This window comes from Aminithiophilus ramosus (assembly GCF_018069705.1).
GTDB classification, from domain to species: domain Bacteria; phylum Synergistota; class Synergistia; order Synergistales; family Aminithiophilaceae; genus Aminithiophilus; species Aminithiophilus ramosus.
The window spans coordinates 1,503,182-1,529,016 of the sequence record NZ_CP072943.1; the positions used below are offsets into that span (position 1 = coordinate 1,503,182).

The 25,835-nt window shown below is 59.5% G+C and carries 25 protein-coding genes; 2 read left to right on the forward strand and 23 right to left on the reverse strand.

What is annotated here, in order from left to right:
* Positions 1 to 74: 74 nt before the first annotated feature.
* Genes KAR29_RS06845 through xseB form a run of 6 tightly spaced genes read right to left on the reverse strand, consistent with a single transcriptional unit; the run spans position 75 to position 6,484 of the window.
* On the reverse strand, positions 75 to 1,769 hold the full coding sequence (locus KAR29_RS06845) for an AAA family ATPase (protein ID WP_274374845.1): 1,695 nt from the start codon (positions 1,767 to 1,769) through the stop codon (positions 75 to 77).
* A 2-nt stretch (positions 1,770 to 1,771) separates the two neighbouring features.
* Positions 1,772 to 2,650 carry an NAD(+)/NADH kinase gene (locus KAR29_RS06850; protein WP_274374846.1) on the reverse strand — a complete coding sequence of 293 codons (879 nt, stop codon included), beginning with the start codon at positions 2,648 to 2,650 and terminating at the stop codon, positions 1,772 to 1,774.
* Positions 2,647 to 3,477: a TlyA family RNA methyltransferase gene (locus tag KAR29_RS06855; RefSeq protein WP_274374847.1), complete on the reverse strand. Its 831-nt coding sequence runs from the start codon at positions 3,475 to 3,477 to the stop codon at positions 2,647 to 2,649. Before KAR29_RS06855 ends, KAR29_RS06850 begins: the two co-directional genes overlap by 4 nt.
* On the reverse strand, positions 3,458 to 5,329 hold the full coding sequence (dxs, locus tag KAR29_RS06860; RefSeq protein WP_274374848.1) for a 1-deoxy-D-xylulose-5-phosphate synthase: 1,872 nt from the start codon (positions 5,327 to 5,329) through the stop codon (positions 3,458 to 3,460). The genes KAR29_RS06855 and dxs overlap by 20 nt, the downstream gene beginning before the upstream one ends.
* A gap of 13 nt (positions 5,330 to 5,342) precedes the next feature.
* Positions 5,343 to 6,254 carry a polyprenyl synthetase family protein gene (locus KAR29_RS06865; RefSeq protein WP_274374849.1) on the reverse strand — a complete coding sequence of 304 codons (912 nt, stop codon included), beginning with the start codon at positions 6,252 to 6,254 and terminating at the stop codon, positions 5,343 to 5,345.
* A complete protein-coding gene (gene xseB / locus KAR29_RS06870; RefSeq protein WP_274374850.1) occupies positions 6,251 to 6,484 on the reverse strand; it encodes an exodeoxyribonuclease VII small subunit in 234 nt (77 codons plus the stop codon). Before xseB ends, KAR29_RS06865 begins: the two co-directional genes overlap by 4 nt.
* A gap of 92 nt (positions 6,485 to 6,576) precedes the next feature.
* On the opposite strand from xseB, the gene rpmB reads away from it, so the two are divergent.
* A complete protein-coding gene (rpmB, locus tag KAR29_RS06875) occupies positions 6,577 to 6,768 on the forward strand; it encodes a 50S ribosomal protein L28 (protein ID WP_274374851.1) in 192 nt (63 codons plus the stop codon).
* Here rpmB and KAR29_RS06880 read toward each other — a convergent pair.
* The 16 genes from KAR29_RS06880 to nadE form a co-directional block, all read right to left on the reverse strand.
* On the reverse strand, positions 6,765 to 7,487 hold the full coding sequence (locus KAR29_RS06880; protein WP_274374852.1) for a thiamine diphosphokinase: 723 nt from the start codon (positions 7,485 to 7,487) through the stop codon (positions 6,765 to 6,767). The genes rpmB and KAR29_RS06880 overlap by 4 nt on opposite strands.
* A gap of 2 nt (positions 7,488 to 7,489) precedes the next feature.
* Positions 7,490 to 9,805 carry an FtsK/SpoIIIE family DNA translocase gene (locus tag KAR29_RS06885; protein ID WP_274374853.1) on the reverse strand — a complete coding sequence of 772 codons (2,316 nt, stop codon included), beginning with the start codon at positions 9,803 to 9,805 and terminating at the stop codon, positions 7,490 to 7,492.
* A gap of 86 nt (positions 9,806 to 9,891) precedes the next feature.
* A complete protein-coding gene (locus KAR29_RS06890; protein WP_274374854.1) occupies positions 9,892 to 11,253 on the reverse strand; it encodes a TldD/PmbA family protein in 1,362 nt (453 codons plus the stop codon).
* A 25-nt stretch (positions 11,254 to 11,278) separates the two neighbouring features.
* A complete protein-coding gene (locus KAR29_RS06895) occupies positions 11,279 to 12,418 on the reverse strand; it encodes a GTPase (protein ID WP_274374855.1) in 1,140 nt (379 codons plus the stop codon).
* A gap of 34 nt (positions 12,419 to 12,452) precedes the next feature.
* A complete protein-coding gene (gene mltG / locus KAR29_RS06900; RefSeq protein WP_274374856.1) occupies positions 12,453 to 13,415 on the reverse strand; it encodes an endolytic transglycosylase MltG in 963 nt (320 codons plus the stop codon).
* Positions 13,416 to 13,597: 182 nt separating this feature from the next.
* Positions 13,598 to 15,130 (reverse strand): histidine ammonia-lyase, encoded by a 1,533-nt coding sequence (gene hutH / locus KAR29_RS06905; protein ID WP_274374857.1) that lies wholly within the window; start codon positions 15,128 to 15,130, stop codon positions 13,598 to 13,600.
* A gap of 40 nt (positions 15,131 to 15,170) precedes the next feature.
* Positions 15,171 to 16,178 (reverse strand): AmmeMemoRadiSam system radical SAM enzyme, encoded by a 1,008-nt coding sequence (gene amrS / locus KAR29_RS06910; RefSeq protein WP_274374858.1) that lies wholly within the window; start codon positions 16,176 to 16,178, stop codon positions 15,171 to 15,173.
* On the reverse strand, positions 16,175 to 17,485 hold the full coding sequence (gene amrA / locus KAR29_RS06915) for an AmmeMemoRadiSam system protein A (RefSeq protein WP_274374932.1): 1,311 nt from the start codon (positions 17,483 to 17,485) through the stop codon (positions 16,175 to 16,177). Before amrA ends, amrS begins: the two co-directional genes overlap by 4 nt.
* Positions 17,486 to 17,569: 84 nt before the next feature.
* Positions 17,570 to 18,616: a tRNA preQ1(34) S-adenosylmethionine ribosyltransferase-isomerase QueA gene (queA, locus tag KAR29_RS06920; RefSeq protein ID WP_274374859.1), complete on the reverse strand. Its 1,047-nt coding sequence runs from the start codon at positions 18,614 to 18,616 to the stop codon at positions 17,570 to 17,572.
* A 16-nt stretch (positions 18,617 to 18,632) separates the two neighbouring features.
* Entirely contained in the window at positions 18,633 to 19,997 is a 1,365-nt protein-coding gene (locus tag KAR29_RS06925) for a SpoIID/LytB domain-containing protein (protein WP_274374860.1), read from the reverse strand.
* A gap of 34 nt (positions 19,998 to 20,031) precedes the next feature.
* Positions 20,032 to 20,256, reverse strand: coding sequence for a DUF2905 domain-containing protein (locus KAR29_RS06930; protein ID WP_274374861.1), 225 nt, complete (start codon positions 20,254 to 20,256; stop codon positions 20,032 to 20,034).
* A gap of 1 nt (position 20,257) precedes the next feature.
* Positions 20,258 to 21,304 (reverse strand): Holliday junction branch migration DNA helicase RuvB, encoded by a 1,047-nt coding sequence (ruvB, locus tag KAR29_RS06935; RefSeq protein WP_274374862.1) that lies wholly within the window; start codon positions 21,302 to 21,304, stop codon positions 20,258 to 20,260.
* 11 nt (positions 21,305 to 21,315) lie between these two features.
* Complete coding sequence (ruvA, locus tag KAR29_RS06940) at positions 21,316 to 21,924, reverse strand: Holliday junction branch migration protein RuvA (protein WP_274374863.1); 609 nt, start codon at positions 21,922 to 21,924, stop codon at positions 21,316 to 21,318.
* Positions 21,918 to 22,445, reverse strand: coding sequence for a crossover junction endodeoxyribonuclease RuvC (gene ruvC / locus KAR29_RS06945; RefSeq protein WP_274374864.1), 528 nt, complete (start codon positions 22,443 to 22,445; stop codon positions 21,918 to 21,920). Before ruvC ends, ruvA begins: the two co-directional genes overlap by 7 nt.
* On the reverse strand, positions 22,435 to 23,190 hold the full coding sequence (locus KAR29_RS06950) for a YebC/PmpR family DNA-binding transcriptional regulator (RefSeq protein ID WP_274374865.1): 756 nt from the start codon (positions 23,188 to 23,190) through the stop codon (positions 22,435 to 22,437). The genes ruvC and KAR29_RS06950 overlap by 11 nt, the downstream gene beginning before the upstream one ends.
* A 6-nt stretch (positions 23,191 to 23,196) precedes the next feature.
* Positions 23,197 to 23,961: an NAD(+) synthase gene (nadE, locus tag KAR29_RS06955; RefSeq protein ID WP_274374866.1), complete on the reverse strand. Its 765-nt coding sequence runs from the start codon at positions 23,959 to 23,961 to the stop codon at positions 23,197 to 23,199.
* A gap of 151 nt (positions 23,962 to 24,112) precedes the next feature.
* On the opposite strand from nadE, the gene nikR reads away from it, so the two are divergent.
* Positions 24,113 to 24,535 carry a nickel-responsive transcriptional regulator NikR gene (gene nikR, locus KAR29_RS06960; protein ID WP_274374867.1) on the forward strand — a complete coding sequence of 141 codons (423 nt, stop codon included), beginning with the start codon at positions 24,113 to 24,115 and terminating at the stop codon, positions 24,533 to 24,535.
* Positions 24,536 to 24,809: 274 nt separating this feature from the next.
* On the opposite strand, the gene argF is transcribed toward nikR, so the two are convergent.
* The gene (gene argF, locus KAR29_RS06965) at positions 24,810 to 25,805 is read right to left on the reverse strand and encodes an ornithine carbamoyltransferase (protein WP_274374868.1); all 996 of its coding nucleotides are present in this window, start codon (positions 25,803 to 25,805) and stop codon (positions 24,810 to 24,812) included.
* Positions 25,806 to 25,835 lie beyond the last annotated feature (30 nt).

Consider the following 25,835-nt stretch of genomic DNA (forward strand, 5'->3'; position numbering starts at 1 on the left):
CCTCCTTCCGCCGGAGCTAGGCAGCTCTGAGCTTTAAAGCCCGCTCCATGCGTATGATCCACGACCTTTGTATTTTACGCATCTCGAGTCTTCTCGTCAACGGGAATCTTTGCGGAGAGCGCCTCGTCGAGAAGAGCACGGCTGTGCTTCCGCGCCTCAAGGGATTGCCCGTCGCCGGCGAGCATTCGGGCAATCTCGATTACGCGCTCTTCTCCGTCGATTTCGACGACGGCGCTTTCGTTGCCGCTGCGGCGAACGACATAGTGCTGTTCGGCCAAGGCGGCGATGGCCGCTTCGTGAGTCACGAGAAGGACCTGACAGCGTCTGGAGAGGTCGCGCAGTTTATAGCCGGCGAGAAGGGCTGCCCGTCCGCCCAGGCCGGCTTCCACTTCGTCGAAAACGAGACACGCGGGCATTCTCGCGTCAGGCAGGCACAGCTGGAGGGCGAGAAGGATGCGGCTCAGCTCCCCTCCTGAAGCGATACGGCTGACGGGGCCCTTGAAATCCCCTTCGCCGTGAAGTTCAAAAAGGACGTCGTCGGCACCGTTGGGCCTGATTCGGTCGAGGGGAAGCAGTTTGGCGTGGAAACGAAGATTTTCCATGGCCAGGTCGATGAGATAACCGTTCATGCTGGTCGAAAGCTCTTCAGCTGCCCGCTGGCGCAGCGTTCGAAGCTCGAGAGCCAGAGAGGAGGCTCGCCGTCGCCACTCCCGGCTTTCGTGTTGGAGGCGTTCCAGCTCTCCCCCACTGGCGACGACCCATTGCAGCTCTTTATTTGCGGCCGCACAGTAGTCGAGGAGTTCCTCGTAGGAGTTAACTTTGGCCAAGCGTTGGATTTGGCGGATCTTGCCGAGGCGCCGTTCCAGGGACTCGCGTCGTTGTTCCAGTTCCTCCAGGGAATAAGGCTGAAGGGAGGAGGCTAAAAGACGCTGAAGACGCTGAAGGGAGGCAAGGATCTGTTCTGTCGAGGTCGCCCAGACTTCTCCCTCGGTGCCGTCGAAGGCGTCACGAGCCCCAAGGAGAACTTCTTCCAGGGCCTCTACGAGTCCTCTCTCGCTGCCTCCTCCTGCCAACTGATTATAAAAGTCCTTCAGGCGGATCACCTCTGTGATGCGCCGTTCCGTCTCCTCCAACTCGCGACTCCAAAGGAGATCCTGTCCCTCTTTGAGATGGAGAGCTTCGGTCTTTTCGAGAATTTCCTGGGCCTTGCCCCATCGAGTTTCCAAATGGGCCCGTTTTTCCCGTAGCGCCGCAATCTCTCTTTCCCGATCCAGGCCTTGAGAGACGGCTGCTCGGATTTCCCCCCGGATTTCGGCGATGCGATCCTCGCCGAAACCATCGAGAAGATCAAGCTGTCCCTGGGCGTCGAGAAGCCCCAGCTGGGCGAACTGGCTCTGAATGCCCAGCTGTCCCGTCATGGCCTGGGCCAGGGTGGAAAGAGGAACGGGTTTGCCCTGGAGGTAGGCACGGCTCCGTCCCGACCGGGAGAGGATACGCCGAATGATCGTCGTTCCTTCCTGAGGTTGAAGATCTTCGCCCAGGCCGAGCAGGGGGCCGTCATTGGCCATCACGGCCAGAACTTCCCCTTCATCGCTTTCGCCGTGGATCATCGACGATTGAGAGCGGGCCCCGCTCAAAAGTTCGAAGGCCCGGACGAGGCTGCTCTTGCCCGAACCGCTCTCGCCGGTGATAGCGACAAAAGAAGCCCGCAGAGAGAGGGTTGCCTTTGAAATGCCCCCGATTTCTCGGATGCGGATTTCTTCGATCACGACTACTCCCCTCCCAGTTCCGTCTGAGACTGGCCCCAGCAGAGTTTTTGTTGTAGAAGGACGAAATATTCCCTTCCGGGAAGGAAGATCGATTGGACACGTTTTTCCGGCGACAGCCTGATCTCGATGCGGTCTTCCGGGAGCAGCTCGTAACTGAGTTGTCCATCCTGAGAAAAGACGAGGTCGCGGAAATTTCCCTCGGGGACGATGGTGACGATGTCGTCGGCTCCTAAGATGATCGGTCTCGCGTAGAGGGTGTGGGCACAGATGGGAGCGACGATGAGACAGGCCACGTGAGGCGGCACGATGGGGCCTCCCGCAGAGAGGGCATAGGCCGTGGAGCCCGTCGGCGTCGCCACGATGACGCCGTCGGCGGGAAGCAGACTCAAAGGCTCGCCGTTGACGAGAATGCGGATGAAGATGACACGGGCGAAAGAGCCTTTGTTGATGACGAGGTCGTTGAGGGCAAAAACTTCGTGAACCTTCCTCTCTCCTCGGAGGACTCTCCCTTCAAGGAGAACTCGGGACTGAACGCGATGATTCCCCGAGAGGATGGAAAGAATGTCCTCCTTGGCCTGTTCCGGCGATCCTGCGGCCAGAAAGCCCAGCTTGCCCACGTTGATGCCGTAAAGAGGAATCTGGTGGCTCAGGACGTAGCGGCCAGCCCGTAGAAAGGTTCCGTCACCGCCGACGACGACAGCGAAGGGAACGGTCTTTTTCCATTCCTGATCCGAGAGGCCGGGCACGCCCAGCAGAGAGGCCTCGTGCGGGGGCAGGAGGAAACGAATCTTTTGCTCCTTGCCCCAGGCGATGAGCTGCTGGGCCAGGTCGATGGCCTTTTTCTTTTGAGTGTTGAGAAGCAGGCCGACGGTGTCGTTCAAGACGATTCTCCTTCCAGAAGGCCGCATGAATCGCGAAAGAGGGCATGGGCCTCGGCGACAAGCTCCTTGAGCCTTGACGGCCCAAGGCTTTCCCCCTCCTTTCGGAGATGAAAGAGGAATTCGATGTTTCCCTTGGGACCTTTGATGGGCGAGGGAGTCGCTCCGACGAGGGAAAGGCCTGTCTCTTCGGCTATAAACTCCCTCAGTTCCATCAGAATCGCTTCGTGGAGAGAAGAATCGGTGACGATGCCCTTGCCGACGCGATCTCTTCCGGCCTCGAACTGGGGTTTGACGAGAAGGATCCAGTCGCCTTGGGCCTTGCCTACCCTCTCCAGAGCCGGGAGAAGGAGGCGAAGGGAGATGAAAGAGGCGTCGGAGACGACGAGATCGACGGTCTCTCCCAAAGCTTCCGCCGAGAGGAAGCGAGCGTTGGTTCTCTCCATGACAACGACACGGCTGTCTTCTCTCAATTTCCATGCCAGCTGCCCGTAGCCGACATCGACGGCGTAGACGCGTCGCGCTCCCCTGTCGAGAAGGACCTCCGTGAAACCGCCCGTGGAAGCGCCGACGTCAAGGCCGACCTTACCGGTGACGCTAATGGGGAAGGCGGTCAATCCCTGAAGGAGTTTGTAGGCGCCGCGGCTGACCCATTCACGATCGGCACGGCAGATCTGAAGGGAAGCGTCTTGATCGACCTGAGCTGAGGCCTTGGTCTGGGGAAAACCTCTAATGTATACGACTCCGGAGGCGATCAGTTCCTGAGCCCTTGTACGGGAAGGGGCGTAACCACGTTCGACGAGAAGCCGATCAAGGCGCTGTCGAGACATGGCAGGGCCTGATCTGAGAAAGAAGGGTCTCTACGGAGAAACCGCAGGATTTCCACTGTTCCTCCTGCGTCCCCTGAGGAATGTAGGCGTCGGCGACAGCGATCACCTTGAAGTCGATGGAAAGCCCCTGCGTGGCGATGTGGGCACCCAATGCCTCGCCGATGCTTCCAGCGGCATATCCCTCCTCGACGATCAGCACGCGACGATGCGTGGAAATCCAGTCGTCAAGGCTGGTCCAGTCAAGCGGTTTCAGAAAGCGAAGGTCGACGACGGAAGGAGAGGGCAGTCCCAGGAAGAGACAGCGCTGCTGTGCCTCAAGAAGCAGAGGGATCGTGCTTCCGTAGCCGATCAGGAGGGTTTCCTCTCCCTCGACGAGGCATTGAGCTCTCCCGGAGGCGATGTCGGGACGGATTTCGGGCCCGACAACGAGGGGGGCGCAGCCTCGGGGGTAACGGATCATGGAGGGCCCCGCCAAGGTGAAAGCATAGTCGAACATGGCTTGCAGGTCGATCACGTCCCGCGGTGCCATCATAGCAAGGCCGGGTACCGCTCGTCCCCAGCAAACATCCAGGAGGCCATGGTGGGTCTCTCCGTCCTCTCCCACCAATCCGGCCCTGTCCACGGCCACGATGACGGGATGGCCCTGCATGGCAATGTCTTCGACGAGCTGGTCCATGGCTCTTTGGAGAAAAGTGGCATAGATCGTCGCCACCGGTCGGAGCCCCCCTGCGGCCAGGCCCGCGGCGAAAGTCAGGAGATGCCCTTCGGCGATGCCGACGTCGAAGAAGCGGTCGGGAAAATCGCGAGCAAAAGCGTTGAGCTTGCTTCCTTCCATCATGGCAGCCGTGAGAGCTACGACGCGGGGATCTGCGGCGGCTCTTTCTCTCAGAACGTCGCAGACGGCAGAACTCCAGCTGGGGAGAGGCGGTTCCTTAGGCAGCGAGGGGTCAGGCCTGCAAGAGATGCCGTGAAATTTCGTCGGATTTTCCTCGGCCGGCCTGTAACCGCGGCCCTTTTCCGTCAGGAAGTGGATCAGCACGGGTCTGTCGTAACGTCGGGCCAAGGCCAGAACCGTTTCGATATCCTCCAGGTCGTGCCCGTCGAAAGGGCCCCAGTAGCTGATGTCGAGTTCCTCGAAAAAGTTGGAAGGTTGGAGAACGGCCTTGACATGGTCCTTGACCCGGCCGAGAAAGGCTTCGATCCCCTCCCCTTTCGGCAGGTTGCGGCAGTGCTCCTTGATAAAGGCCTTGAGCCTGCGATAGCTGCTGTGGGAACGCATGCGAGCGAGACATTCGGCCAGTCCGCCCACCTTGCGGTTGATGGACCATTCATTGTCGTTGAGGATGATGATCAGTTTCGTGTCGGCTGATTTGACGTTGTTGAGGGCCTCAAGGGCCAGGCCGTTCAGCAATGCCCCATCGCCGATGAAAGCGACGACTTCATGGGATTCTCCCCTGATGTCGCGTGCCTTGGCGTAGCCCAATCCCGCCGAGAGAGACGTGCTGCTGTGTCCGACGTCGAAGTGGTCGAAAGGGCTTTCTCGATGTTTCGGGAAGCCGGAGATGCCCCCCCAGGTCCTTAGCGTGTTGAAGACGTCGTCACGGCCCGTGAGGATTTTATAGGCGTAGGCCTGATGGCCGACGTCGAAGATGATGCGGTCCTCGGCGGGATCGAAAAGGCGCAAAAGGCCCACGATGAGCTCGACGGCACCGAGCGAGGAGGCCAGATGGCCGCCTCGATCGAGGACAACATCGATGATCCGCTCTCTGAGTTCCCCACAGAGGGCCGAGGCCTCTTCGGGGGAGAAGGCTCTCAGGTCCCGGTAATCGCGGATGGCACCTAGAAGAGACATGGCCACTCCCCCGTCAGCGGCTGCGATCGCGCAGCCAAAGGGCCAAATCTCGCAGGTCGCCAGCCTCGTCGCCGAAAAGGCCCAGAGCCGAGACCGCCTTTTCCGTCTCCTCCTCGGCGGCTTGCCGTGCCCCTTCGATGCCGAGCAGCGCGGCGAAGGTCTTCTTTCCCTGGGCCTCGTCTTTGCCGACGGATTTGCCCAGTTCTCCCCTGTCGCCGATGACGTCGAGGATGTCGTCGACGATCTGGAAGGTCAGACCAAGATGGAGGCCGTAACGCTCCAAGGAGGCCAAAGGAGTTCCTTCGGCGCCGGCGATCAGAGCACCGCAGACAAGGGCGGCCTGAATGAGACGGGCTGTCTTGTCCGTGGCGATACGGCGGACAAAGTCCAGTCCCTCTCCCTGAGAGAGAGGATCGCTGTCGTAGACTTGACCTCCACAGACACCGGCCGGTCCGACAGCGGCGGCAAAATAGGCGAGGGCCTTGAGAACACGATGGTGGGGAAGATCATCGCGCTGAAGTTTTTCGGCGATCTCCTGAAAGGACCAGACGAGAAGCGAGTCGCCGGCCAAAAGGGCCATCCCCTCGCCGAAGACGACGTGATTCGTCGCTTTCCCTCTCCGCATGTCGTCGTTATCCATAGAGGGTAGGTCATCGTGAATGAGAGAGGCCGTATGGAGCATCTCCAGGGCAAGGGCCATGGGGCGAACGTTTTCGTCGCTTCCGCCGAAAAGGCGAGAACCCAAAAGGCACAAAAGCGGTCTCAGACGCTTGCCTCCGGCCAAAAGCGAGTAGCGCATCGACGCCAGAAGACGCTGCGGGAAACGTCCCTCTGCCTCGATGCAACACATCTCGAGCCAGTGATCGACGCGCCCCGCCTCGACCTTCAGCAGGGCGCTGATCCGGGCATCTCGTCTTTGCTTCAACGAAGCGACTCCCCTTCCTCCCCTTCCCAAGGAATCTCCTTGGGGTTCTCCTCAGCGGAGGTCGTCAGAACCGTAATTTTCTGTTCCGCCTCCGAGAGAAAACGTTGACATCGTCGTACCAGGGAAACGCCCCTTTCAAAATCGACAAGGGCCTCTTCCAGAGGAAGAGAGGACTCCTCCAGGCGCCGAACGATGTTCTTGAGATCTTCCAGATCATCGCTGAAACTCATTTCTGAAAGCCTCCTCTTCAGGCCCGTTGTCAGGGCCCCCCGACTATGTTACAATGCTTCCGCTTGTTGGGCTAGTTCAAGGAGGGATCTCCATGGCAAAAGTCTGTGAATGCTGCGGCCGAGGCCCCGCTACGGGCAACGCCGTCAGCCACTCCAACCGGCACACGCGCCGCCGTTGGTTGATCAATCTCAAGTCCGTCCGCGTGGATCTGGGAGGAGAGACGAGGAAGCTTTCCATTTGCACTCGCTGTCTCCGCTCCGGCAAGGTGAAGAGGGCTGTCTAGCAGCCCTCTTTTTTGGGGCTTTCCCAGGTCAGGTAGAGCCCAAGACGCCCCTCCCCGATCGATAGGTTCAGCTCCTCCGCGACAGGCTCGTTGCTGATCGCATAAGGACGGCAGAGAGCCAAGGAGGCCTTGGAAAGAGGCCACTTGACCCCTCCGATGGAGACATCCCGGCAGACCGGACATAGGGCCAGCAGGGATATTGCCGTTGGAGGGGTCTTCCATGCCAGGGAAAGCGTCTCCTCCCCTTCCAGGCAGACGAGGAATTCCCTTTCGTCGCCCATGCAGCGGACCCTGGCCCCCCAGTCCCAGGAGCCCACCAGAGAAAAGACGTTGCTGAAAAGGTGGTCGAAACGTCCCCCCCAACAGCCCGTCACCAAAGCCCCTCCCCTTTTTTCCTCCCCCAAGGTCTTCAGAGCGATTTGCAGATCGGTCAGGTCTTTCTCGACGGGATAGCGATCGATGGGAATGCCCCTGGCTCGTATCCGTTCCCATGAGGCGGCTTGAGCGCTGTCTCCGTCTCCGATGAGCCGTGTGGGCTCGACGGCGGCGTTCAGACAGGCTTCAAGGCCGCCATCGACGGCCCAGACGCTTCGACAGGCCGTCGCGGTCCTTAACCAAGCCTTGTCAGGCGAACGCCCTCCCGCCACAAGGACGATCTCGAGCGGGGAAAGATCGGCCGAAAAGGTCAACTCCAGGCCGGGAAGACAATAGAGCGACATGACTAGTGTTCCTCCAGACGAGAGAGAATTTCCTCGGCGAGATCCTCGTCGACGAGGATCTCGCGGGGCTTCGATCCCTCCTGGGGACCGACGATGCCCAGCGTCTCCATGGCGTCGACGAGACGGGCCGCCCGAGTGAACCCCACGCGGAGCTGCCGTTGAAGCCGGCTGGCCGAGGCAATGCCCGATTCCAGCACGGCGTTGACGGCCTGGCGGATCATCGGGTCTTCCAGCTGAGGATCGTCGACGAGTGACGAACTGTTGCTCTGATCGTCGATTTCGATGTGCTGCGGCTCGCCGAAGAGCTCGACGAGATAGGCGATGAGGGCCGATATTCTTCCCTCGTCGATCCAGGGCGATTGGATCCGCAGAGGCTTCGGATAGCGCGGGGAGAGAAAGAGCATATCCCCCCTGCCCAGCAACTTTTCGGCTCCGCCCACGTCCAGGATGGTTCGTGAGTCCGCCTGGGAGGGTAACGTAAAGGCGACGCGAGCCGGAATGTTGGCCTTGATGAGCCCGGTGATGACGTTGACGGAAGGACGCTGCGTCGCCACGATGAGGTGAATGCCTGTGGCACGAGCCATCTGAGCCAGACGGCAGATGTAGTCTTCCACCTCTTTTGGGGAGGTCATCATCAGATCGGCCAATTCGTCAACGACAATCACGATATGAGGAAAGCGGTCTTTAGGCAGTGCTTTCGCGTTATACCCAGCCAGGTTACGCACCCGGCTTCGGGCAAAAATCTCGTAACGCCGTTCCATCTCGCGCAGGGCCCAGGCCAGGGCGTGGACGGCCTTTTTGGCGTCGACGATGGGGGGCGTCAGCGTATGGGGCAGTTTCTCGTAAAAGCTCATCTCGACTCGTTTGGGGTCGACGAGGAGAAGACGAAGCTCTTCCGGTCGTCGCTTGCTGCAGAGCCCCAGGATGCAGCTATTGACAAAAACACTTTTTCCGGAGCCCGTCGTTCCCGCCACAAGCATGTGTGGCAAATCCTCCAGACCGATGACCAGAGGCGAACCGTCGACGCCCTGGCCGAGAGGCAAAGGGAGATCGGATTCCCCCTCCTCGAAGACGGGAGATTCGACGATGGAACGCAGCGAGACGGAGACCCGTTTGGGATTGGGGATCTCGATGCCCACGTAGGGTTTCCCAGGGATCGGCGCCTCGACGCGGAGGCTGGGAACGGCCAGAGCCACGGCAAGGTCATTGTTCAGGCTCGCCACGCGGCTCACCTTGATGCCAGGAGCGAGCTGAATGCGGAACTGAACGACGGTGGGGCCGATGACCTTCTCGGCCATCTCGGCCTCGATGCCGAACTCGGCCAGAGTCTGAATGATTCTCTCTCCCTGTCTCCGGATCAAGTCTTGATCAATGGGGTCGGTGAAGGGCTCCTGAGGGCCGAAAAAATCGAGAGGAGGCGGAAACTCTCCATTGCCCCTGATGGGAGTCACCTCATCCGAAGCCGCTTCCTTTCTGAAGAGTTCCTGCAAATGATCTTCCCCGTCGGGAATGTCTTCGGAAGGTCCTGCCGGCGGAGGAAAAGGCGAAAGCCTGGATGGCTTGACCGGCAGAGGGGACGAATCCGGGACATTCCCTTCGACGGGAGGAGGGGATTCAATCTCTTCGAGATGGCTCTTCCTGCGGACGACGGCTGCCGAAAAAACCTCGGCGCCCTCTTCCTCCTCGGAAGAGTCCGATTCATCGGAAGGGCCCGAGAGATCACAGAGAGGAAGCTTCGGCAACGTCTCTGTCCCCTGATCTCCGAAGGCGGAAACGTCAGCTTCGGGAGCGGGCAGGTCCTTTTCGGGGAATCTCTTTTTCACGGCGATGCCGATTCGGCCGAGTCGTTCCAGGAGGGGCTTGATCTTCTGGGGAAAATGACGGATCGCCAGCAGGACCGAAGGGCGGAAGAGGATCAGCGAGAGAAGCGCCGCAAGAAGCCCGACGAGGACAGTTCCTAGCGGACCGATATTACGGTACAGGAAAAAAGCGAGCCCACTGCCCCACATCCCGGGGCCGAGCCATCGATACGTCGGCGTTCCCGTAAGTCCCCGGAGTCCCAGGGCGAGGGAAGCTCCGGCGAAAAGCGTCACCGTGCCCAGAAATTCAAAGAAGGGGCGATCCATCTCCCGACGGAAAAGGCGCCCGAAGAGGAGGTAGCCGAAAAAGAAAAGAGGGATAAGGATGGAACCGCCCAGCTTCAACAGGAGAAACCCGGACAGGGCATATCCCAAATCGCCCGTCCAGGGAGTCAGGAGACTGGCCAGAAGGTAGAGATCGACGGTCAGAAGGACCAATGTGACGAGATCGGACAGCACAGAAGAAACCCCTTCGCCTTTCTGGCGGCGGGGAGAGGCCTTTTTCTGCTCTGTTACCTGTTTTTTCGCTTTGAAAAAGAACATTGTCACGTGTCGCTGCCTCCGACGACGAGACCTCCGATAAGAAGAGAAGGCTGCCCGTCGGTGACGGGAACGCTCTGTCCCCCCTTTCCGCAAAAGCCAGGCTCGAAATGGAGATCCGATCCCACGGCCCGGATATCACGAAGGGCTTCGGGACCGTTGCCGGTGAGAAGAGCGCCTCGGACGGGCTTTGACACGTTGCCTTTTTCGATGAGGTAGCCTTCCGTCACCTGAAAGACGAAATTGCCCGTCGTTGGATCGACCTCGCCGCCTCCCATCTTGACGACGAGAAGTCCCTTTTTGACCGAATCGATGAGAGTGGCTGGATCGTCTCGGCCGGGAAGGATGAACGTATTGGACATGCGGGGCTGGGGCAGGGAACGGTAGGATTGGCGACGCCCGTTTCCCGTTCGGGGGAGACCTCCCCGCCGGGAAGTCTGGATGTCTGTCAAAAACCCCTTCAGAACGCCGCCCTCAATGAGCGTGGTCCTCTCCGTTCGAAAGCCTTCGTCGTCGTAGCCGTAACTGCCGTAATGGCCGACAAGGGTGGGATCGTCGACGAGCGTCACCAGAGGGCTGGCCACAATCTCCCCGAGGGAATTGCGGTAAACGGAAAAATCCTTCTGAATGATGTCGGCCTCCAAGCCGTGTCCGCAGGCTTCGTGAATCATTGTCCCTCCGGCCTGTCCGGAGAGAACGACGGGCATGGTGCCTGCCGGACAGGCAGAGGCCTCCAGCATCAGAAGGGCACGACGGAGAGCCGAAAGAAGGACCTCCTCGGGGCGCAGTTCCCGGAGAAAGGCGTCAGGTTCCGTCTGAGCGGCTTGGACTTCGTGTCCCGTCTGTAAACTTCCCTCTTTCTCGACGATAACGTGAACGGTGAAGTTCCCGTAGCTTCGTTCGTCTTCGGAGAGAGCTCCTGAAGGTCCGAAAACGAGGATTTTTTTTCGGGAAAGGCTCAGACGGAGAGAAACCTGCCGGACAAGGGGACTCTCTCGGCGAGCAAGTCCGTCCATCTGGCGCAGGAAGTCGGCGTTGGGCGGCGTGATGGGCGGAAGTGGGGGGAGAATCGCCTCACGAGAGAGACTTCTTGCGGGAAAAGCCCGTTCGGCTCTTTCCGCAACGGCTCCCATGGCTGAAAAAGCCGTCGCCTCATCGTTGCCGGAAAAATGGGCGAAAAGAGAATTTTCGCCTTGCAGAAGGCGGAAAGAAAGTCCCTCGGCAGCGGAGGAACTGATCTCCTCTAGGGCACCGTCGTCGAACTGGAGGCTATGGGAGACGGCACTTTGGACGAAAAGATCGCCGTGATAGACATCGCCTTCGATGAGGCTGTCGAGAGCCTCCGAGAGGCGGGGGAAAAGTTCCATGGCAAAAACCTCCTGGACAAGGGATCTATCTTCTGCGCTGATTCCTCGGGGGAAAGGGAGCGACGAACCAGGGACGGATTTCGGGGGCGAAGCCCTCGGGGAGGAAAAGGGAGAACGTCGCCTCCCCTTGATAGCAGGCCAGCCATCCGCAGCCGGGCAGGATGAGGTCCTCTCCTCGGCGAAGCGCCACATGATGTTCCACCAGGGGGTAGGAGCCCCTTAAAGTGTCCAGGCAGGAAGGACAGGGGACGGAGAGAAGAGCGCCGGCATGGCGTTCCAGAAGCTCCTCTTCCCGACCGGCCTTGGTGCGATGGAGAGGAATTTCGGAAGAGGCGAAAGCCGTCACCTTCACCCATTCCCTATCGGCGCAATCGACGATGCGGCCATAGGCAAGACCTCCGAACATGAGCGACTGATCTCGATGGAGGATAAAGGTCTTGCGGCTCAGCTTGTGGCGGGAGACGAGCTGAGAGAGGCAGGAGGGGCAGAGCCTGGGGATCCAGAAATTGCCCAGGCGAAGACCGGGAGAGTCGATCAGAAGCCCCTCCTGGCCGACGGGGACATCGACGCAGCCCAAAGTCGTTCCCGGAAGGGGCGACAGGGCCAACTCCTTGCCCCTGCGGCTGATGCCCCGTATGAACGTGCTCTTGCCGGCGTTGGCAACGCCCAGGACGAGAAGGCGGTAAGAGCGTCCGAACAGCTGTGGCAGACGGGATCGCAAATCGAAAAGGGCCTTGCTGTCCAGAAGGGAGAGGGCCATCGAGCGCTCCCGGGGGAGGTCCCATTGTCGCGAGATCCAGGAAACGAGTTCTTTCCTATCCATCCAGCGATCGAAAAGATCGGCCTTGGTCACGACGGCGATGAAAGGCAGGTGGAGGGCCTTGGCCACATCGAGGGCACGACGGGAAAACTCCATCGCCGTCGGGTCGACGAGAAGGACGATGCCGGAAGCCCGAAGAGAGGCGGGACGAAGCTGAGCGATGACCGTCTCGTCGTTGAGAGGGGCCTTGGTGACTTGGCCGTAGTGGACGAGACGGAAACAACGCCGACAGACAGCTCCCGCCTTTTGTTCGGCCGACGAAGGCAGAAAGCCGGGCATGTCGGGATCATCGCTCTGAAAAGGCGAACCACAGGCGGGACAGGTGCCCTGCTTCAAATCGGTCAAAAAGAGAATCCTCCTCCGTCATAAACGAGATCGTTTATTTTTTCTGCGCTTGGAGATGTTCTTTGTAGGTCCTGGTGAAGATATGGCTGCCGTCGCCTTTGGCGACGAAAAACAGAAAATCGGACTCTGCGGGCTCAAGGGCCGCCCTCCAGGAGACGAGGCCGGGAAGGCAGATGGGGTGGGGCGGCAGGCCGGAATGAAGATAGGTATTGAAAGGAGAGTCGATTTTCAGGTCCTCGTGGCTGAGGCGAGCGAGGCGACGTCCCCGTTCCTTCCAGGCATAGACGACGGTTGCGCAGGACTGAAGGGCCATCTTCCGGTCAAGGCGATTCAGGAAAACAGAGGCGGCAAGAGAGCGCTCCGAATCAAGGCGGACCTCTTTTTCGACGATAGAAGCCAGAATCCCACGCCCCAGAACCTCCTGAGCCGAAAGCTCTCGGCCACCGAGCTTTTGCAGCCACAGTCTCGAGGCTTGACGAACGACCTGCTCGGCCTCGTCGAACCCGGGGACGACGTAATAGGTCTCGGGCAGCAGGAAAAGTATCCGGTCCTCAATGATTTCGGGTAGAAGTCCCTGCAGTTCCTGGGGAAAAAGAGCCTTCTTTTCGAGAGCCTCGCGATAAGGCCCCCACTCGTCTCCATCGGTTCCCGGAATCAACGTGACCCTGCGCAATTCCGGTTCCTCCGAACGGATCTGGCGCGCCACTTCCCAGGGGGAACCCCGTCGGATACGATAAAGTCCCGGTCTCAGGTTGCGATCAATGCCGAACTTGGTCATCCACCGGGCCAAAGCTCGTCCATCGTCGACGAACCCTTGGTGTTGCAACTCCACGGCGGCTTCGTAAGCCGTCACGCCCGAAGGAATCCGAGCCTCCTCAAGGGTGCCGTAACCGAGGGGAATCGAATTGACGAGTCGCGGGATTGCCGTTGTCAGCAGGAGGAGATAGAACCCCAGAGCAAAAAGAAAGGAAAAAAACGCAAAGGCCCTCTTCGCCATGACCCATCCTCCGCCAGTGAAATCTGCAAAGCAACAATGCCCCTCAAAGCCAAACTCATTATAGAGGCAAAGCGTGGCCAACGCCAGAAGGATTTGTCTGGCAGCCGAAGACGAAGGAAAAAAGGCAGGGAGGCTTCGCCTCCCTGCCGACGATGCTCGGAAAAAGGATCGAGAGAGGGCTCTCAGGCCAATTCGCCGATGGCCTCCTCGACGTCGCGGAGAACCGTTCCGTCGTTGACCAACTCCAGAGCCTGGCCAATGAGAGGATAAAGAAAAGCGTCTTCCTTCAGGAAGGGGATCACGCGGCGAATACTTTCGTGGGCCGCCGACGTTCCCCGACCCGGCTTGAGAGGGCGGGAGAAGTCGATGCCCTGTGCGGCTGCCATGAGTTCGATGGCAAGAGCTTTTTTTGCGTTCTCCAGAATGGTCTGTCCCTTCTTCGAGGCGTGGAAACCCATGGAGACGTGATCTTCCTGGTTCGCCGACGTCGGAATGGAGTCGACGGAGGCAGGGTGGGCCAGCACTTTGTTCTCGGAGACGACGGCGGCGGCAACGTATTGGGGGATCATGAACCCGCTGTTGACCCCGCTGTTTTCGATGAGGAAGGGAGGCAGACCGGAAAGTTTATGATCGACGAGGCGAGCCGTCCGCCGCTCGGAGATGCTGGCGATCTCGGCCATGGCGATGCCGAAGAAGTCCATGGCCAAGGCGATCGGCTGGCCGTGGAAATTCCCGCCGCTGATGACTTCCTCGTCGGAGGGGAAAATGATGGGGTTGTCGGTGACGGAGTTGATCTCGATCTCCAATTTCTGTTCCACGTAGTCGATGGCGTCGCGGCTGGCTCCGTGGACCTGAGGCATGCAGCGAAGCGAATAGGCGTCCTGGACCCGGTCTTTGCGGTACGTTTCGACGATGCGACTGGCCTCAATGAGACGACGAATGTTGGCGGCCACATCCCTCTGGCCTCTGTGAGGGCGCAAATCGTGTGTCCTGGCGTCGAAGGCGTAGGGAACGGCGTGTAGCGCCTCGACGGAGAGAGCGCCGGCGATATCGGCCAGTTTCAACGTTTCGCGCGCATCGTGAAGGGCCAAGAGGGCGACGCCCGTCAAGGCCGCCGTTCCGTTGTTCAAAGCCAGCCCTTCTTTGGGGCCAAGACGAATGGGCTCCAGACCGACCTCTTTCATGGCGGCGAGGGCTTCCATGCGCCTTCCCCTGTAAAAAACGTCGCCGAAGCCGAGAAGGGCCACAGCCAAGTGCGAAAGGGGGCAGAGGTCGCCGCTGGCCCCTACGGAACCCTGATCGGGAATGACAGGATGTATGCCTAGGTTAATGAAATTGACGAGCTGTGTCAAAGCCGGCAAACCAATTCCGGAAAAGCCCCGGATGAGAGTGTTGATCCGAAGAAGCATGATCGCCCTCACCGTCTCCTCGGGCAAAGGCGACCCCACTCCGCATGCGTGGCTCTTGAGGAGGTTCTCCTGAAGTTGCCGACTCTGATCGGGAGAGATGGTGACGGAGGCCAAATCGCCGAATCCCGTCGTGATGCCATAGATGACCCTTCCCGAGTCGACCCAGCGCCGGACCATCGATGATCCCCGTTCCACAAAACTCACGGCGGCAGGATCGAGAGAAACCTGATAGCCTCCGCGCGCCACGTTTACCACGTCCTGGACCGTAAGAGAATGACCGTTCAGTTTGAGAATGGACTGTTCCACGACCAGACCTCCTGGAATAGATAATTTGGAGCCGATGCCATCAACGAAGGCGAATGTCAGAGGGAGTGCCGCAGTGAAGGCACTTTCCCGATGCATCTAATTCCATAGCTACAACATCATACTCTCTTCGAACGACGATGTCATGTCCACAGTGAAGACAGATCGTCCTGCTTTCGCCAGGAAGGTTTCCCAAATAGACCCTTCGGAGCGATTCTGCAGCGATGGCGCCCAGATTTCGGAGCCTTTCCGGGGATGTCGGCGGCTCCCTCCAGAGGTGGCGCGGAAAGTATCGGGAAAGATGAAGGGGAATGGAGTCATCGAGGGAGGCCAACCAATGAACGAGTTTGCGGAAAGCGGCTTCATCGTCGGTCAGTCCTGGAACGACGAGATGGGTCACTTCGACATGAATGTTGTTTTCCCGAAGGGCCTCGACGAAACGTAGCGTACTCCTCAGTTCTCCTCCCAGCCGCCCGTAAACCTCCTCGGAGAAGGCCTTGACGTCGACGTTGGCGGCATTGACATGAGGTATGAGCAGATCTCTGGGGCCGGGAAGGATCTGGCCGTTCGTCACCAGAACAGTCGCCACCTGTTGTGCCCTCATTTCCCGGCAGGCTTCGAGGACGAACTCGTACCAGATGAGCGGTTCGTTATAGGTGAAGGCCACGGCATCGAGGTTGCGGCGACGGAGCTCATCGGCGATAGACTTGACGGCAAAGGGCTCGCCCGGAGGAAGGCCCGACCATTGGGAGAGGGCGTGATTCTGACAGAAAGGACAGGCAAGATTGCATCCCCCCGTGCCAAGGGAGAGAATCCTCGTTCCCGGCCTCCAGTGGTAGAGAGGCTTTTTCTCGACGGCGTCGACGGCCATGGCCAGGAGAACTTCGTCATTGAGGGAAACCAGACCGCCTCCGGTCTTGTGAAGGCGGACGCCGCAAAACCCCCTCTCTTCTTCTTCGAGGAGGCAGAGATGAGGACAGAGCAGGCAGCGGACAGCCCTTCCCTCTCGGCGCCACCAAAGGGCGGGTCTGGGAGAGAGGAGGCCGCTCATGACGTCTCAAAGAAGCGTCGCACGGTGAAACGGCGCACGGCAAAAGGAGCCTCAAGGGGAATGGCCGCCTTTTTTCTGGCAATGTCGATCTGATCGTCGACGGTTTCGACGCCCTCAAGGCCGGGAAGGAGAACCCCCCGTCGCTCCTGCCATTGGACGATAACACCCCACCGCTGGGGGTCGAGATCGGACCGGTCGAAAACAGGCTCAGAAGGCGATAGGACATCGACGGAGAGGTGAACGCCTGGAAGCTCGCTCCTGCGCATGGGAGGGAAACGAGGATCGCGGCAGGAGGCCGTAACGGCGTTGGCGATGATTTCCCCGCCGAGGGAGCCCTCCTGAGGCTCCAACGTTCCCATGCACCCTCGAAGGTGGCCCTCTTTATCCTTGATGGAAACGAAAGAGGCGGCGGGCGCCTCCCAGAGTTCGGAGAAGGGAAACTCCGCCTCGGCCTCTGACGGGGAGAGAAGGTCTCCGGTTTCGAGGAAAGATTCGATGGACCGCCGGGCCAGGAGCGTCGGGTAAGGGCCCGGGACGACGGAGGCCGTCAGATAGCCGACGCCGAAGGGCCATTCGTGAGAGTGGAGGGATACCTCCAGGCTACCCGTCAGCCCCAGAAAAAAGAGGAGCGAATTCAGCCCGCAGTGGCCGGCACCTCTAACCGTCTTGAGAGAGAGGGAGAGAAGCGGATCCGGAGAGGAGAGACGCAGGGCTTTCTCCGAGGCCTCCTCGAAAAGGATTCCTTCGGGACGAAAGCCGTAAGGTCCTTCTTCCAAGAGGCAGTGAGAGAGATCGCCGCTGGCGACGAGCCCCCATCGGCCTCCTCCTGGGAGGGTGCGGAGCCTTTTACCGGAGGCGTAGGCTTCCTCCGGTGAGAGACCCGCGGGGTTGGCGACGACGAAATTCGGGCGGGAGAGGAGGAGAGAGGGAAGCATGGCGAGGGGTACGAGACTGCCGTGATCGAGGGGAGAGAGGGTCCCCTCTCTGAAGAAAACGTCGGCCGTCGATTCCAGATGACGAGCGACGCGACGTGACTCTTCCGAAGAGCCTTGCAGCGAAAGGGCCACAGAGGGAGCGCCGAAAGAGGCCAAGCTGCCCTCGAAATGTCGGCTTCCATCGACAAGAAGCCCTTCGGCGTAACGGAAATGAGGGGAGAGGAGCAGGATCCAATCGACGGGCAGCGGTTCCAGCCGCTTTTGCAGACACTCAAAACCGAGCAGCGTCTTTTCGGCGCTGCGGCGATGACTTCCCCCCACTTGAGGAACCACCACCGGCGGATGGGGGGTGAAAAGAGCCCACGCCCACATGGCGCTCACCTGCCTCCAGAGCGAAGTCGTAATGTTGCGACATTCGCATTGTACCACGGAGGGGAGAAAAGGTATACGTGAAAATCAAAAAATAGCCATGGCGTCGCCGAAGGAGAAAAAGCGGTAGCCCTCTCGGACAGCCCGTTCGTAAGCCTCGAAGGTGCGATCGTAGCCCAGGAAGGCTGCAACCAACATCAGTAGCGTGCTTTTAGGCAGGTGAAAATTGGTGATCAGACCGTCGACGACCCTAAAGGGGTAGCCGGGGTAGATGAAAAGGCGGGTACTCCGCACTCCGGGAGAGAGTATTCCTTTGTCGTCGGCAGAGGATTCGAGCGTGCGGACCACTGTCGTTCCGACGGCGATGACGCGCCCTCCCCGTTTCCGCGTCCTTTCCACGGCCGCGACGGCCTCTGCAGAGAGGATGCAGAGTTCTTCGTGCATGGGGTGAAGGCGGATGTCCTTCTCTTTGACGGGCCGGAACGTGCCGAGACCGACATGGAGGGTGACGTAAGCCCTCTCGACGCCTCCGGATTCGATCCGATCGAGGAGGGATCGGGTGAAGTGGAGGCCCGCCGTCGGGGCGGCGGCCGATCCCTCCTCGGCGGCATAAACGGTCTGATAGCGCTCGTCCGGAGCCTGGCTATCGTGGATATAGGGAGGAAGAGGGATTTCGCCGTGACGATCGAGATAGTTACGGACAGATTCGGGGTCGGGACCGATAAAGCGGATTTCCCTCGTCCCCTCCTCTCTCGAGGCGTTTACGAGAACCTCTACCCCTTCGGCCAGAACAACCACCGTCCCGGGAGGGAGCCTTCTCCCAGGGCGAACGAGGGCCTCCCACTCGCGCCACTCTCCGTCGAGGGGTTTGAGGAGCAGCACTTCAACGGCTCCTCCTCCTCTTTTTTTGGTGCCTCGCAGCCGTGCTCGGATCACTTTGGTGTCGTTCAGAACGAGCAGATCGCCGGGACACAAAAGATCGGGAAGATCGCAGAAGAGACGGTCCTCAAGGGGAGAACCTTTTCTGTCGGCTACGAGGAGTCGCGAGTGATCTCTCGGCTCGACGGGATTTTGGGCGATCTGAGACGGCGGCAGTTCGAAGTGGTAGCTATCGGGATCGTAAAAATCGACCAATCAGACACCTCGTGTGCTAATAAATTTTCTTCAACGTTGTTCCAGGATAGTAGTGTCCCAGGATTTTTTCGGCCTTCCATCCCTTTTCTGCCATGACTTTGGCCCCCCATTGAGACATGCCCACGCCATGGCCCCATCCCCGCCCTTCGAAGGTAAAGGACCCCGAAGAGCGAGGGCTTGCGACGACGGGAGCCGTCGGTTTGGACCCCTTGCCTTTCGAGGAGCGGGCCAGAGCCTTGTCGACATAGGATTGTCGCGTCTCGGGATGAAGCAACATATCCATCAGCTCATCCTTCGTGAAAGCCCCCTCCTGCGTCAGCGTGATGATCAGGTTGGGATCGTCCCCATCGACGGCACGGTCCTTGGCCGGCGGGGAGAGAATGGGGAGAGGCGATCGGGGCGTTCCACCGTCCGAAGATCGCAGCTCGAAACAGGTGCTGCGGATGACTTTGGAATCGGCGGCCATGCGGAAGGCATGGCTCTTGACCGTCGCTTCTCCGGCGGTCCCTTGAACTCGGAGAGAGACGGCTCTTCCTCCTTGGTCGCGTTCGGCCACGGAAAGGCCCGTCACCTCTCCGACGTTCACTCCCATTTTGCGAAAAATAGCCGTCATTTGAGTGGCCGTCAAGGTCGTTGACCATGTTTCATGGGGCGATCGAGAGGGAAAGGGTTCCTGACGGACCACAAGGTAGGGACGGCTGCCGCCCCAGACATCGCGCACGTCGGCTGTCCATCCTCCAGAATCGGAGTGGTAGGGCGTCAGGGCCAAGTTCCCCTGCCAGGTGACAACCACACCTCGAGTCGCGTCAATGCCTCGATCCAGGGTCGGGTCTTCGGCATTGACGCCGCGATAGACCTGGGCGTTATGGCTGTCGTCGAAGTCGTATCCCTTGGTTCCGCTCTGGCCTGCGTGGGAAATGGCGTAGGTCCTCGCCACGATGGCCTGAGCTCGGATGGCCTCCATGGGCCAGGCGGGATTGATCTCCATCTTGAGAACGCCTCTCAGGTAGTCTTCGACGTCGATGACATTGACCACCACCCACCCTTGCGAGCCCTTTCGAACTTCCATTTTCCCCCTGTAGGGACGTCCGTTCCAGGAGAGGGGGGCCTTGGCGGAGACGGAGACGGGGCCGATCAGTTTTTTCCCCCCGACGGAAGCGGTCCCATCATCGTTGAAGGTCAGGACTGCCTTGGTGCCTCCCCCCATCGATTTGCCTTTGCCGTCGGAGAGCGTCATGGCCGCCGGCGACGTCAGGGTGCCACCGCTTTTGTCCCCGTCGATGCGGACCCGCACGGTCTGCGTCGCTCCTTCGGCGGAAAGGGGCAGAAGGGATAAAAGGAGAAACAGGGCCGACAGGAGATAGAGTCGCCGTTGCTTCACGAGGTCACGCTCCTTCATGGAGAATCTGGTGGTGTCATCGCAGCCAGCGCCCGATGATGTGGGCCGCAAGCGAGAGGACAAGGCTTACGAGAATCATGGAGGTCAAGGGGAAAAAGAAGCGGAAATTTCCTCGACGAAAGACCCAATCGCCGGGCAGATGTCCCAAGGGCAGAGAGAGGCGTGATGCCGCCACAAGGCAGGCGCCGCAGACCAGAAGGGCCAGGCCGAGCCCCATCACCAGACGCCCCAGGGCGGACACGTCAGGCCTCCTCCGGATCGTCGACGAGAACCAGCTGTTCTCCCCATCCCATGGGAGGGCGCAACCCGAGATACTGAAAAGCTCTCGTCGTTCCCCTTCGGCCTCGGGGAGTTCTTTCGAGAAAGCCCTTCTGAATCAGATAGGGCTCGTAAATATCCTCGATCGTCTGAGCTTCCTCGTTGAGGGCCGCTGCCAAAGTCGCCAGTCCAACGGGGCCTCCCCCGAAAAGACCGACGAGGGCCTTCAGGAGCCGACGATCCCCTTCGTCGAGCCCCAGTCCGTCGACGCCGAGCATGGAGAGGGCCTCGGAAGCCAAGGCGGCATCGACGACGGTCGCCCCGCGCACTTCAGCCACATCGCGAACGCGGCGCAGAAGGCGGAGAGCGACGCGGGGCGTCCCACGGGAACGGCCCGCGATCTCGAAAGCCGCCTCTTTGCAAAGATCCAGTTCGAAAAGGACGGAAGCCCGCATCAGAATATCCTGAAGGGACTCGGGGCCGTAAAGCTGCAGCTGCTCGACGATGCCGAAACGGGCTCGCAGCGGAGAGGTCAACAGCCCCAGACGTGTCGTGGCTCCGATAAGCGTAAACGGAGGAAGCTGAAGGCGAATGCTTCGGGCCAGGGGGCCCTTGCCGACGATGATATCCAAAGCATAATCCTCCATTGCAGGGTAGAGGACCTCCTCCACCGCGGGAGAAAGACGATGGATCTCATCGATGAAAAGCACATCGTTGGCCTGAACGTTGGAGAGGATGGCCGCCAAATCACCGGCCCGCTCCAGAGCCGGTCCCGACGTCAGACGAATCTGACTGCCCATTTCGTGAGAGATGATGCCAGCTAACGTCGTTTTTCCCAATCCGGGCGGGCCGTAAAAGAGGGTGTGGTCGAGAGGTTCTCCTCTCCGCTTCGCTGCCTGGATGAAGATAGAGAGCTTGGCGCTCATCTCCTCCTGGCCGACGAAGTCCTGAAGGTACTGAGGGCGGAGATGGAGCCCTTCGTCCTCTCTCTGAGAGACGGAAGTGACGATTCGATCTCTTTCGTCAGTCACGGGGCTTCACCTCAGCTCTTCCGAAGTTCGCGAAGCGATTCCTGAAGCAGAAGGGACTCCGTCATCTTTTCGGCTTCGATACGAAGCGAGGCCCGATTGAGGGCGACGGAAGCCTCCGATCGTCCGAAGCCGAGACCTAAAAGAGCCTCAAGCACGACGGAGACAACATCGGGATAGGGCGCTTCGCGACGACGGGAGCCCTCCTCTCCTGAGATGTCCTCGAAGTCGGCGAGTTTACCCTTCAACTCGAAACAGAGCCTCTCGGCCGTCTTTTTCCCGACGCCGGGCACGCGGGAAAGAAGGGCCACATCGCCGCTCTGAAGGGCACGCACGAAATCCTCCATCGTGAGCGATCGCAGCAGGGAGAGGGCAATTTTACCACCGATGCCTTTGACGGAGAGCAACGTGCGAAAAAGCTGTCGCTCACGTCCATCGGCAAAACCGAAGAGGATCGGCCCCGTCTCGGGAAGCTGAAGAACCACATCCATTTCGATCTCCTCGTCGACGCAGCAGCGCTCCTCGCAGCGACGGGAACAAAAAACCTCCAGCCCGAGGCCGTTGACGTCGACAATGACGGAATCGGCCTTTTCCAGGACACGGCCACGCAGACGTCTCAGCAAGAGAGGTCACCTCCATCGATTCGGCGGCCAAACTGCTCCATGGCCAAGGCAGCTATGGCTGCGGCCAGGGCATCGGCGGCATCATCGGGACGGGGACGTTCGTCAAGGCCGAGAAGGCGTTGAACCATCCCCTGAACCTGTCCCTTATCGGCTGAACCGTGGCCGCAGACGGCAAGCTTGACCTCACTGGGTTTGGGCTCGAAAAGGGGGAGACCTCTTCGGGCTCCGGCCAGAAGAATGACGCCCCGGGCTTGCCAGACCATGGCGGCTGTGGTGGTGTTACGCCCGAAAAAAAGACGTTCGACGGCGACGAAATGAGGGGAGCCCTCGTCAAGCAGCTCCCCCAGTCGCCGGTCGAGCAAGAGAAGACGTTCCGAAAGGGAGTGATCGGCGGGCGTCTCGATACAGCCGAAGGAGAGAGCCTTCAGGCTATTTCCCCTCTGAAGGACGAGGCCAAAGCCTATCCGCCCCAGTCCCGGATCGATGCCCAGGCAGCGACGATCCCTTTCCTCAAGCCTCAAGGCTCTCCATCACTTCGTCGGGAATATCGAAATTGGCCGTCACGTTCTGAACGTCGTCCAGATCCTCAAGAGCGTCAAGAAGCCGGAGAAGGCGGGAGGCCGTGCCCCTCTCGCTGACGGTCACCGTGTTCTTAGGCGTCATCTGGACATCGGACGAGGCGATATGATAGCCCGCTCCGGACAGAGTCTCGCGAACGGCGGAAAAGGCTGAGGGCGTGCAGTAGATTGAGAACGTTCCGTCGCCGTTGTTCTCCACGTCGTCTGCCCCGCCGTCAAGGGCATTCATCATGAGCTCGTCCTCATCGAGTCCTTCGCCGGAGACGACGATCACCCCACGACGTTCGAACATCCATGCCACACAGCCCGCCTCGCCGAGAGAACCTCCGTTGCGACTGAAAACGAAACGGACCTCGGAGCTGGTCCTGTTTTTGTTGTCCGTCAAGGACTCGACCAGGACGGCCACGCCGCCGGGGCCATAACCCTCGTAATAGAGCTCCTCATAATTTTCCCCGTCAAGGCCTCCAGAGCCCTTCTTGATGGCCCTGTCGATGGTCTCGTTGGTCATGTTGGCCTCTTTGGCCTTGTCGACGAATGTCTTGAGGCGAATATTCATGGCGAGGTCGGCGCCACCCTCTTTGGCGGCGACCATGATGGCCCGGACCAGCTTCTGGAAGGCAACGCCCTTCTTGGCGTCCTGTGCAGCCTTGCGATGTTTGATGTTTGCCCACTTCGAATGTCCCGACATGCCCCATCACTCCTCCGAAAGATCGCCTCCCGGCAAAAGACAGCGGGGAGGAAAACTTCTCTTGTGTTCAGATCGGATCTCTGCCTTCTTGACGAAGGCAAGAACTTCCGGTGTGGCCGTTCCAAAAGCGAGGTAGCGATCGAGAGCGTCGTAGGAAACGCCCATCTCCCCCTCGTCGGTCTGGCCCGGCCAGAGCCCTGCAGATGGAGGTTTGTTGATGATGCCCTCGGGGACACCCAGATAGCGGGCTATGGAGAGGACCTCTCCTTTAAGAAGATCGGCGAGGGGCAGAAGATCGGACCCCGAATCGCCATATTTGGTAAAATAGCCGACGGTCCACTCGACGCGATTGCTGGTTCCGCAGACGAGAAAGCCCCGAGGCTGGGCCACAGCGTAGAGAGTCGCCATTCGCAGCCGGGCCTTCACGTTTCCCAGAGAAAGGGGCGTCGCCCGCTTCTGATCCTCCGGCGGAAGGGACGTGCAAAGCTGATCGAAGGCAGGCCCCAAATCGATCCTCTCCGTCGGAATATCGAAGGTTTCGGCGAGTTGTCGCGCGTCTTTTTCGTCCCGAGGATCGCTGTGACAGGGCATAATGAGTCCCGCCATCGATGAACCGCAGACACGGCGGAGCAGTACGGCCAGAAGGGAAGAGTCGATGCCGCCGCTGAGTCCGAGCAAGGCCCCCTTGGCGCCGGCAGCGGCCAGATGCTCCTCGAGCCAAGACGTGATGCCCTTGACGAGTTCTTTCGGATTGCGGTAAAAATCATTCACGATTATCCCTCCCTTCTCCGACCCTAGCCTTCACTGACGCCGATAATTTTAGCACAGAGGCGTTGTCCCGTGTCCATCGTCGTCGCTCGGCAAAAAACACGGCTTCTGGCCCATGACGAAAAGAACGAACAGGAGGAGGCGGGAAAGCGACGTGACAACGGAAGATCGCATTCGACGTTTCAGTGTCTCCATACCAGAAGGCCTTCTTGGTGAATTTGATCAATGGATTTGTGAACAGGGGCTACCTAGCCGGTCGGAAGCCCTGCGCCGGTTGATTCGCGACGGCATAGCCCGGTCCAATTGGGAAGAGGAAAAAGGTACCCTTTGGGGCACGGTCACGGTTTATTTCGATCACCGCGGCGACGGCGCGACTCACCTCAATCAGCTCCAGCATGACCACGGCCACTCCATCATCTGTACGACCCATGTCCACGTCGACGCCGATCATTGTCTGGAGGTCCTCGTCCTCAACGGTTCCGTTCAGGACATCAAGGCGTTTCTCTTCGACCTCTCAAAAATAAAGGGCATCGAAAGCTCGATGCCCGTCGTTTCCGCGTCTGAAACGCTGGGCTGAGATCGACGATCTCAGCGAGTCAGAAGCTTCAGCCCGCAGCGGCACAGCCGGCAGGTCGACGAAGCGACGGTCCCTCCAGCAGGATCAACACCTTGCCCCTGCAGAAAGGACACTTTTCGGACTGTGTCTCCGATTCGAACTCTTTGCCGCACGAAGGACAACGATAACGACGTTTCCTCTCCTCCATTACCTTCACCATCCTTTCCCTGGCAAAGCAGAAACAACCCCCTGGGATTATACCCCCAGGGGGTTGTTTCTGTCACCGATTTCGGGGCTAGACGTTGCCGATCGTTGCAACCATGATGGCTTTGATGGTGTGCATACGATTTTCCGCCTCATCGAAAACGACGGAATGCTTGCTGCGGAAGACTTCATCCGTCACTTCCATATCCTTGAGGCCGTATTTCTCGAAAATTTCCCGACCGACGGAGGTGTTGAGGTCGTGGAAAGCGGGGAGACAGTGAAGGAAGAGGACGTCGGGATTTCCCGTCTTGGCCACCATCTCCATGTTGATCTGATAGGGATGAAGAAGCTTGATTCGCTCTTCGAAATGAGCCTCTTCCCCCATGGAGACCCAGACATCGGTGTAAAGGGCATCGGCCCCTTTGACGCCGTCGTCGATGCTCTCCGTGAGTTCGATCGTGGCTCCCGTTTCCTTGGCCAGCTCACGCATCTCGGCCACGAGCGATTCTGCGGGGAAGAGCTCTTTGGGGGCTACGGCCACGAAATGCATGCCCAGCTTGGCCGATCCGATCATGAGAGAATTGCCCATGTTGTTGCGGGCATCGCCCACATAGACGAGCTTCACCTGCCGCAGCGGTTTTGCCACGTGCTCGGAGAGGGTAAGCATGTCGGCCAGAATCTGAGTCGGATGGTAAAGGTCGGTGAGGCCGTTCCAAACGGGAACTCCGGAAAAGGCGGCCAGTTCCTCGACGGTTTCCTGCTTGAAGCCTCGGAACTCGATGCCGTCGTAAAAACGGCCCAATACCCTGGCCGTATCCTCGATGGATTCCTTCTTCCCCATCTGGCTGTTGCTCAGGAACGTGACCTGGGCACCCTCATCAAAGGCGGCGACCTCAAAGGCGCAACGGGTCCGCGTCGACGTCTTGTCGAAAATCAGGACGACGTTTTTCCCTTCAAGAAGATTTCCCCTCACTCCCGCAAGTTTCTTCGCCTTAAGCTCCCGAGAAAGATCGAGCAGATAATGAATTTCCTGAGGGGTAAAATCCTTTAATGTCAAAAAATGACGACCCTTGAGTGAAACAGGCATACTGATAGCCTCCTTAGAGTAGATATAGGA